The following is an 8,620-nucleotide window of genomic DNA, read 5'->3' as shown; positions in this document are numbered from 1 at the left end:
CTCTGCGGGTACTGATTTCAACCTTAGATTCGGCTTGGCCGCGCACTGCACGGCGTTTTCCGGCGAACGAATCAAATCCGTTAAGGCCGTAGCCCGCGGGGAGAGGAGATTCCGGCGCCATGATTTATGTCTGGGCAGCTCCACCGCCCGCCCAAAGACGCCTTCCGGGAGACGCCGCATGACCGACCCGCGTATCTCCGCCGACGCCCTGGTCTCCTTCGCCACCGCAATCTACACCGCCTCCGGCCTCAGCCCCGACCACGCGCACCTCTGCGCCGACAGCCTCGTCCAGGCCGATCTCTGGGGCCACCAGTCGCACGGCGTGATGCGCCTGCCCTGGTACGCCGCCCGCCTGCAATCCGGCGCCTGCGACCCGCGCGCGATCCCGGAACGCGTGGTCGATGCCGGCGGACTCGCGGTGATCGACGGGCGCGAGGCGATGGGCCAGGTCGTGGCGGCGCGGGCCATGGACGAGGCGATCGCGCGGGCGCGCGCCCACGGCATCGGCGCCGTGGCGGTGCGCCACTCGAATCATTTCGGCACCGCGATGTACTTCACCCTGCGGGCGGCGCGGGCCGGATTCATCGGCTTTTTATCCACCAATGCCAGCCCCGCCATGGCCCCCTGGGGCGGACGGGTGAAGGCGCTCGGCAACAACCCGTGGTCCTGGGCCGCCCCGGCGGGCCGGCACGCCCCCCTCGTCCTCGACATCGCCAACACGGCGGTGGCGCGCGGCAAGGTCTACCTCGCCCGCCAGCGCGGCGAGGCGATCCCGCTCGGCTGGGCGATGGATGCGGAGGGCCGGCCGACCACCGACCCGCAAGCCGCCATCGACGGGCTGATCGCCCCCATGGCCGGGCACAAGGGCTACGCGATCTCGGCTGTGATGGACGTGCTCTCGGGCGTCCTCACCGGCAGCGGCTTCGGGGCTGGCGTCGCCGGCCCCTACCAGGCCGAGCGCCGCAGCGGCGCCGGGCACCTGGCGCTCGCCATCGACATCGCCCGGCTCCAGCCGCTGGCCGAGTTCGAATCCCGCATGGAGCGCTTCATCGCCGAGATGAAGGCGGTGCCGCTCGCGGCAGGGGCCGAGGCGGTGTTCTATCCCGGCGAGATCGAGGCCCGGGCCGATGCCGGGAACCGGCGCGACGGCCTGCTCCTGCCGGACGATACCCGCGCCGACCTGCACCGGCTGGCCGAGGCCCATGGCCTCGATCCTGCGCCGCTCGCGCCCGCGCCCTGACGTAGTGTCAGAACCACCCTCCCGTGCCCTCCCCGCGACCGAGCCTACCGATGACCGACCCCTCCTCCGCCCCTTGCGCCCCCGATGCCGGCTGGGGGCCGCCGGTGATCCGCACGATCGCCATGCCGGCCGACACCAACCCGGCCGGCGACATTTTTGGCGGCTGGCTGATGGCGCAGATGGATCTCGCCGCCGGCAATGTCGCGGCGCGGCGCGCCCGGGGCCGCTGCGCCACCATCGCGGTGGAGGGCATGACCTTCCTGCAACCGGTGGTGGTCGGCGACGAGGTCAGCCTCTACGCCCACATCGTCTCGGTCGGCCGCTCGTCGATCCGCATCCAGATCGAGGCCTGGCGCCGCGCGCGCGAGAGCGAGGAGACCATCCAGGTCACGCAGGCGCTGTTCACCTTCGTGGCGATCGACGAGAACCGCCGCCCGCGGCCGGTGCCGCCGGACGCGACGGGCGCCGGCCCGGCCTGAGCCCAAAGGCCTGCAGTCCCCGGTCTTTTCCCGCCCGCCGATCGCGCGCAGAATGGGGCAAAAGATCGGGGAGGACCGGATGCGCTCTGCCGTGATGGCGCATATCGACGAGCTCGTGCGGGCCGCGAGCGACGGCGGCGGCGCGCGCGATCCGCTGATCGACCAGTCGTGGCGGCGCTGCATGGCCGAGTACCGCCTCGACCCCGCCGCTCCCCGGCGCGCCTACATCCATACCCAGGCCCGCCTGCGCGAGCACCGCGACGCCCTCGACGACCTGATCCGGGTGGCGCGCTTCGGCGTCGAAGCCTTGTACCGGCAGGTCTCCGGCCTCGGCTACGTGCTGATCCTGGCCGATGCCCGCGGCGTCGCCGTCGACTTCATCGGCGATTCCAGCCGCGACGAGGACCTGCGCCGCGCCGGCCTCTATCGCGGCTCGGACTGGAACGAGCACCTCGCCGGCACCTGCGCGGTCGGCACCTGCATCGCCACCGGCGAGGCCCTGTCGGTCCATCTCGACGACCATTTCGCCGGCGACCATATCGGGCTCACCTGCACGGCCGCCCCGGTCTACGCCGCCGACGGGACGCTCGCGGCCGTCCTCGACATCTCGGCGCTGCAGGCGCCGGCGCCGAAGGCGAGCCAGCACCTCGCGCTCCAGCTCGTCACCTCCTTCGCCCACCGCATCGAGACCGCGAGCCTGCATAACGGCTTCCGGCGCGAGTGGATTCTCCACCTGTCGCGCTCGCCCGAATTCGCCGACATCGAGCCCGAGCTGGCGCTCGCGGTCGATGCGGGCGGGCGCATCCTCGGCTTCAACAGCAGGGCGCGGGCGCTGATCGACCGGGCGCTGCACCGCCCGCGCAGGTCCTCCGACCTCCACCACGCCGGCCTGGGCCTGCGCCTCGACGCCCTGTTCGAGGCCTCGGTCGACGACCTGCCGCGTTTCACCCGGGCGGTGCCGGTCGAGCGGCGGGTGCTGCGCCTGCGCGGCGGCGAGCGTTTCTACGCCCTGGCGCTGGAGCCGGCGGAGGTCCCGGCCCGGACGCCCGCCCGCACGAAGCAGCCGGCCCGGCCGCCCGCCCTCGCGGATGATGTAACGCTCGGTCCGATGACCCGGCAGGCCTCGCGCCTGTTCGAGGCGGGGGTGAGCCTGCTCGTCGGCGGCGAGACCGGCACCGGCAAGGAGTTCTTCGCCAGGTCGCTGCACCGGGCGTCCTCCCGCGCCGCGAAATCCTTCCTCGCGGTCAATTGCGCGGCTCTCCCCGAAACCCTGATCGAATCCGAGCTGTTCGGCCACGAGCCGGGCGCCTTCACCGGCGCGGCGGCCAAGGGCCGGATCGGGCTGGTGCAGCGGGCCAACGGCGGCACGCTGTTCCTCGACGAGATCGGCGACATGCCGCTCTCCGCCCAGACCCGTCTCCTGCGGGTGCTCGCCGAGCGCGAGGTGACGCCGGTCGGCGCCGCGGCGCCGCAGGCGGTGGACATCCGGGTGATCACCGCGACGCATCGCGACCTCGCCGCCCTGGTGCGGGAGGGCCGCTTTCGCGAGGACCTGCTGTACCGGCTGGCCGGGGCCCGCTTCGTCCTGCCGCCCTTGCGCGAGCGCGCCGACCTGCCGGCGCTCACGGCGCGGCTGCTCGCGGGACGCGCCGGTGCCCCCCGCCTCTCGGCCGAGGCCAGTGCGGCGCTCGCACGACATGCCTGGCCCGGCAACGTGCGGGAACTCGTCAGCGCGCTCGACTATGCCTGCGCGGTGGCCGAGGGGCCGGAGATCGGCCTGTCCGACCTGCCGCCCACGGTGCTGTCCGGCGATGCCGGGACCTCCCCGCCCACCACGGCCCCGACCGGCGACGACGCGCTGGATGCGGCCCTGCGCCGGCGCGCCTGGAACGTCTCGGCGGTCGCCCGCGACCTCGGGCTCGACCGTTCCACCGTGCATCGGCGCATGCGCAAGCTGGGGCTCGTCTCGCCGAACCACGGGGGATGAGGGGATGCGTCACCTGTGGCGGGGCCGGTCCCGCGCCACAGGTGTGGCGCCACAGGTGGGGCGGCGAACTCTTATTCTGTCCGAGCCAAAAACCGACGACGGCGCGACGACTGAGAGGATCTTCGCGAACAATCTGACACCATTCCTCCTACTCACGACCTCATCCTGAGGTACGAGCGTATGCGAGCCTCGAAGGAGACTTCCAGATACCGCTGCGATGTCTGGAGGCCTCCTTCGAGGTCAGTCGATCTTCGATCGACTGACATCTCAGGATGAGGTTGCGAGCAGGATATGGCTCGAAATACTCGTGATAATCGCCGAGAGGGACGACGTCCCGCCATCTTCGCACCCTGGCACACCGCTTGCGCAACCCTCCCCGCATAACACAAGGAGGAAACCCCATGGACGCCATGGTTCGGGACGTCGAGCGTCTGTCGCCCGCGGACGCGCGGGTGATCGCCTGGCTCGACCGGTTCGAGGCCGCCCTCAAGGCGCGCGATGCCGCGGGAGCCGCGGAACTGTTCGCCGAGACCTGCTTCTGGCGCGACCTCGTCGCCTTCACCTGGAACATCACCACGATGGAGGGAAGCGGGGCGATCCGCGACATGCTGGAGGCGCAGCTCGGCGCCGTCTCGCCGGGCAGCTTCACCCTGGAGGAGGCGGCCAGCGAGGCGGACGGCGTCACCGAGGCCTGGATCGCCTTCGAGACCGCGACCTTGCGCGGGCGCGGCTACCTGCGCCTGAAGGGCGAGGAGGCCTGGACGCTGCTGACCGCAGCGCGGGAACTCAAGGGACACGAGGAGCCGGGGGGTCAGCGGCGCGAGCGGGGCGTGCATCACGGCGTCGAACCTGGGCGGCGCTCGTGGTCGGAGCGGCGGCGCGACGAGGAGGCCGAGCTCGGCCGCACCCGCCAGCCCTACGCGCTCGTGGTCGGCGGCGGCCAGGGCGGCATCGCGCTCGGCGCCCGGCTCAAGCGCCTCGGCGTGCCGGCCCTGATCGTCGACAAGCACGGCCGTCCAGGCGACCAGTGGCGCAGCCGCTACAAGTCGCTGCACCTGCACGACCCAGTCTGGTACGACCACCTGCCCTACCTGCCCTTCCCCGATCACTGGCCGGTCTTCGCCGCCAAGGACAAGGTCGGCGACTGGCTGGAGATGTACACGAAGGTCATGGAGCTGAACTACTGGTCGAAGACGGAAGTCCATTCCGCGCGCTACGACGAGGCCGCCGGGGAATGGGAGGTCGCGCTCACCCGTGACGGCGAGCGGCTGACGTTGCGGCCCAAGCAGCTCGTGCTCGCCACCGGCATGTCCGGCGTGCCGAACCTGCCGACCTATCCCGGCATGGAGCGCTTCCGGGGCGAGAGCCACCATTCGAGCCGGCACCCCGGCGGCGAGGCCTATCGCGGCAAGCGCGCGGTGGTGATCGGCTCGAACAACTCGGCCCACGACATCTGCGCCGACTTCTACGAGAACGGCGCCGACGTCACGATGGTGCAGCGCTCCTCGACCCATATCGTCAAGTCGGACACGCTGATGGAGCTGGCGCTCGGCGGCCTCTACTCGGAGGAGGCGCTCGCCAAGGGCATCACCACCGACAAGGCGGACATGATCTTCGCCTCGGTGCCCTACCGCATCATGCACGAGTTCCACGTGCCGGTGTACGAGGAGGCGAAGAAGCGCGACGCCGATTTCTACGGACGTCTCGAGAAGGCCGGGTTCAAGCTCGATTTCGGCGACGACGAGTCGGGCCTGTTCATGAAGTACTTGCGGCGCGGCTCGGGCTACTACATCGACGTCGGCGCCTCCGACCTGATCGCCGACGGCAAGATCAAGCTGGCGCACGGCAAGGTGAAAGAAATCACCGAGGATGCGGTTTTGCTGGAGGACGGCACACGGCTGCCCGCCGACGTGATCGTCTACGCCACCGGCTACGGCTCGATGAACGGTTGGGCGGCCCGGCTCATCAGCCAGGAAGTCGCCGATAAGGTCGGCAAGTGCTGGGGCCTCGGCTCCGCCACCACCAAGGATCCGGGGCCCTGGGAGGGCGAGTTGCGCAACATGTGGAAGCCGACCCGGCAGGAGGCGTTGTGGTTCCACGGCGGCAACCTGCACCAGTCGCGCCACTACTCGCTCTACCTCGCCCTGCAGCTGAAGGCCCGGATGGAGGGGCTGGACACGCCGGTCTACGCCCTCGCCGAGACGCACCACACGGCCTGACCGGCGGCCCCCGCGCGGTGCGCTGCGCCGCGTGGGGGCCGATCCCGCACGCCGGACGGCGTCTCAGAACCGCGCCTCCGTCAGGTGCGCGAGCTGGGCGCCCACCTCGTAAGCGGCCTCCTTCAGCCGCCGCCGCGGCGCCGCCACCGGATCGGTGACCGGAAGCGGCAGGTCGCCCTCGCCGATCTCCCCCTGCACGAGACGCGCGAGGCAGCGGCCGAAGACCGTGCCGGGCGCGATGCCGCGGCCGTTATAGCCGCTGAACGCGATCACGTTGCGCCCCAGGCGGTGGAAGCGCGGCAGGTTGTTGGCGGTCATGCCGATCTGGCCGTACCACTCGGTCTCGAACGGCACGCCCGCGAGCTGCGGAAACAGCCGGGCAAGCGCCCGCCGGCCCCAGCCGCGGTGGATCGCCAGGCCCGGACCGCGCAGGGCCCCGACGCTGCCGAAGACGAGCCGCCCCTGGCAGTCGAACCGGAACGAGCTGAGCACGCTCTTCGTGTCCCACGCGCCCTGGCGCTCGGGCAGGATCGAGCGGCGCAGGTTGTCGCTCAAGGGCGCGGTCGCCATGTTGAAGTATGGCAGGTGGACGAGTTCGGTCCGGATTTCCGGCCAGACCGCGCTGGTATAGGCGTTGGTCGCCACGATGACGTGGGCCGCCGCGACGCTCCCCTGCGGCGTGTCGAGGCGCCAGCACGCGTCGTCGTCGGTCGCGGCGACGACTGGGCTTCGGGTATGGATCCGGGCCCCGGCCGCGATCGCGGCGCCCGCGAGCCCGCGGGCATAGGCGAGCGGCTGGATCGTGCCGGCCCGGGCGTCGAGGAGCGCGCCCGCATAGGCCCGGGTGCCGACCATCCGGGCGGTCTCCTCCGCGTCGAGGAGCCGGACCGGGGCGCCCCGCGCCTGCCACTGGCGGGCGCGTTCCTTGACCTCGGCGAGGCCCGCCGGGCCGACGGCGCAGTGCAAAGTGCCCTGCCGCTCGGGCTCGCAGGCGATCCCGTGCCGCTCGACGAGCGCGAAGACGTCCGCCGGCGCTCCTCCGAGGAGGTCGAGGAGGCGCGTGCCGTAGAGCGGCCCGAGCTCGCCCGGCAGATCGTCGGGCATGACCCACATCCCGGCATTGACGAGGCCGACATTCCGGCCAGAGCCGCCGAACCCGATCTCGACCCCTTCGAGGAGTGCGACGCGGGCACCGCCCTGCGCGAGGTGGAGCGCGGCGGACAGGCCGGTGAAGCCGGCGCCGACGATCGCCACGTCGACCGCCTTCCGCCCGTCGAGGGGCGTCGTCGGCGGGGCCGGGGGAGCCGAGCACTCCCAGAGGCCGTGGCTGCGCGGATCGTCGTTCATGGTTCGCCACTCTCGGAACGGGACGCTCCGGGGATCGCGGCGGACCACCCGGCGGGACAGGCATAGCCGATCTCGGACTTCGGTTCGCTGGGCTTTGGTGGCCGGCGATACATCCGGCGTGACGACCAAGCGCGGGCTCGGGGGCCGCGCCTGTTGCCCCGTGGCGCCCGGGGCGCAATACTCGCCCCCGACACCAACGATAAAATCAATGCTGCGAGGGACGCCGGATGAGAGTCTTGAATGTGCTGCGGACCGCGACGGCGGCCGCGGCCCTGTCGTTCTTCGCGCTCGCGGCACTCGCCGCGGATTATCCGGCGCCCCGCGAGGGCGACTGGACGATCAAGGACTTCAAGTTCCACACCGGCGACGTGCTGCCGGAGCTGCGGCTGCACTACACCACGATCGGCGATCCGAAGGGCGAGCCGGTGGTCGTCCTGCACGGCACCACCGGTTCGGCGGCGAGCATGCTGACGCCCGGATTCGCCGGCGAGCTGTTCGGTCCCGGCCAGCCGCTCGACGCGGCCAGGCACTACATCATCCTGCCGGACGCGATCGGCCACGGCCGATCCTCCAAGCCGTCCGACGGGATGAAGGCGACGTTCCCGCGCTACAACTACGATGACATGGCGGAAGCGCAGTACCGGCTGATCACGGAGCATCTCGGCCTCAAGCACGTCCGCCTGATCATCGGCAACTCGATGGGCGGCATGCATGCCTGGATCCTCGGCGTGAAGCATCCCGGCTTCATGGATGCCCTCGTGCCGATGGCCTCGCAGCCGAGCGAGATGGGCAGCCGCAACTGGATGCTGCGCCGACTCCTGACCGAGACGATCCGGCGCGACCCGACCTACGCGAACGGCGAGTATACGGCCCAGCCGCCCGCCCTGCGGGTCGCCAACGTGTTCTTCGCGCTGGCCACCAGCGGCGGCACGCTGGCGCTGCAGAAGCAGGGGCCGACCGGGGACCTCGCCGACAAGCTCGTCGATGCCCGCTTGGCGGCGCCGTTCAACGCCGACGCCAACGACTACATCTACCAGTGGGATTCGTCGCGCGGCTACAATCCCTCCCCGGGCCTCGGGGCGATCGAGGCGCCGGTGCTCGCCATCAACTCGGCGGATGACGAGCGCAACCCGCCCGAGACGGGGATCATGGAGCGCGAGATGAAGCGCCTGAAGAACGGCCGCCTGTACCTGATCCCGGCCAGCACCGAGACCAGCGGCCACGGCACCACGGGCTTCGCCAAATTCTACAAGCAGCAGCTCCAGGATTTCCTGCAAGCCGCGCCGAAGCGGGCGATGTAGGCCGTCCGCGAACCGGCACGGAGGCGGCGGCGCCGGCATCCGTCAGC

At 71.3% G+C, this 8,620-nt stretch carries 6 protein-coding genes; 5 read left to right on the top strand and 1 reads right to left on the bottom strand.

The genetic code is table 11. The annotated features are described in order from the left end of the window. The first annotated feature begins 178 nt into the window (after positions 1-178). The 4 genes from ABZT49_RS23895 to ABZT49_RS23880 all read left to right on the top strand — a co-directional run bounded on the left by ABZT49_RS23895 (position 179) and on the right by ABZT49_RS23880 (position 5,925). Positions 179-1,240 carry an Ldh family oxidoreductase gene (locus ABZT49_RS23895; RefSeq protein ID WP_355289614.1) on the top strand — a complete coding sequence of 354 codons (1,062 nt, stop codon included), beginning with the start codon at positions 179-181 and terminating at the stop codon, positions 1,238-1,240. Between the two features lie 50 nt (positions 1,241-1,290). Beyond that, positions 1,291-1,719: an acyl-CoA thioesterase gene (locus tag ABZT49_RS23890; RefSeq protein ID WP_355289612.1), complete on the top strand. Its 429-nt coding sequence runs from the start codon at positions 1,291-1,293 to the stop codon at positions 1,717-1,719. 79 nt (positions 1,720-1,798) lie between these two features. Beyond that, positions 1,799-3,706 (top strand): sigma-54-dependent Fis family transcriptional regulator, encoded by a 1,908-nt coding sequence (locus ABZT49_RS23885; protein ID WP_355289610.1) that lies wholly within the window; start codon positions 1,799-1,801, stop codon positions 3,704-3,706. Positions 3,707-4,116: 410 nt separating this feature from the next. Further along, on the top strand, positions 4,117-5,925 hold the full coding sequence (locus ABZT49_RS23880) for an NAD(P)/FAD-dependent oxidoreductase (RefSeq protein WP_355289620.1): 1,809 nt from the start codon (positions 4,117-4,119) through the stop codon (positions 5,923-5,925). 63 nt (positions 5,926-5,988) lie between these two features. Here ABZT49_RS23880 and ABZT49_RS23875 read toward each other — a convergent pair whose 3' ends face one another. Then, positions 5,989-7,272 (bottom strand): FAD-binding oxidoreductase, encoded by a 1,284-nt coding sequence (locus tag ABZT49_RS23875; protein WP_355289609.1) that lies wholly within the window; start codon positions 7,270-7,272, stop codon positions 5,989-5,991. A 227-nt stretch (positions 7,273-7,499) separates the two neighbouring features. On the opposite strand from ABZT49_RS23875, the gene ABZT49_RS23870 reads away from it, so the two are divergent. Further along, entirely contained in the window at positions 7,500-8,573 is a 1,074-nt protein-coding gene (locus ABZT49_RS23870) for an alpha/beta fold hydrolase (protein WP_355289607.1), read from the top strand. Positions 8,574-8,620 lie beyond the last annotated feature (47 nt).

This window comes from Methylobacterium sp. EM32 (assembly GCF_040593685.1).
GTDB lineage: Bacteria > Pseudomonadota > Alphaproteobacteria > Rhizobiales > Beijerinckiaceae > Methylobacterium.
Note: the sequence above shows the minus strand (reverse complement) of the source record. Positions and strands in the feature narration are given on the sequence as shown.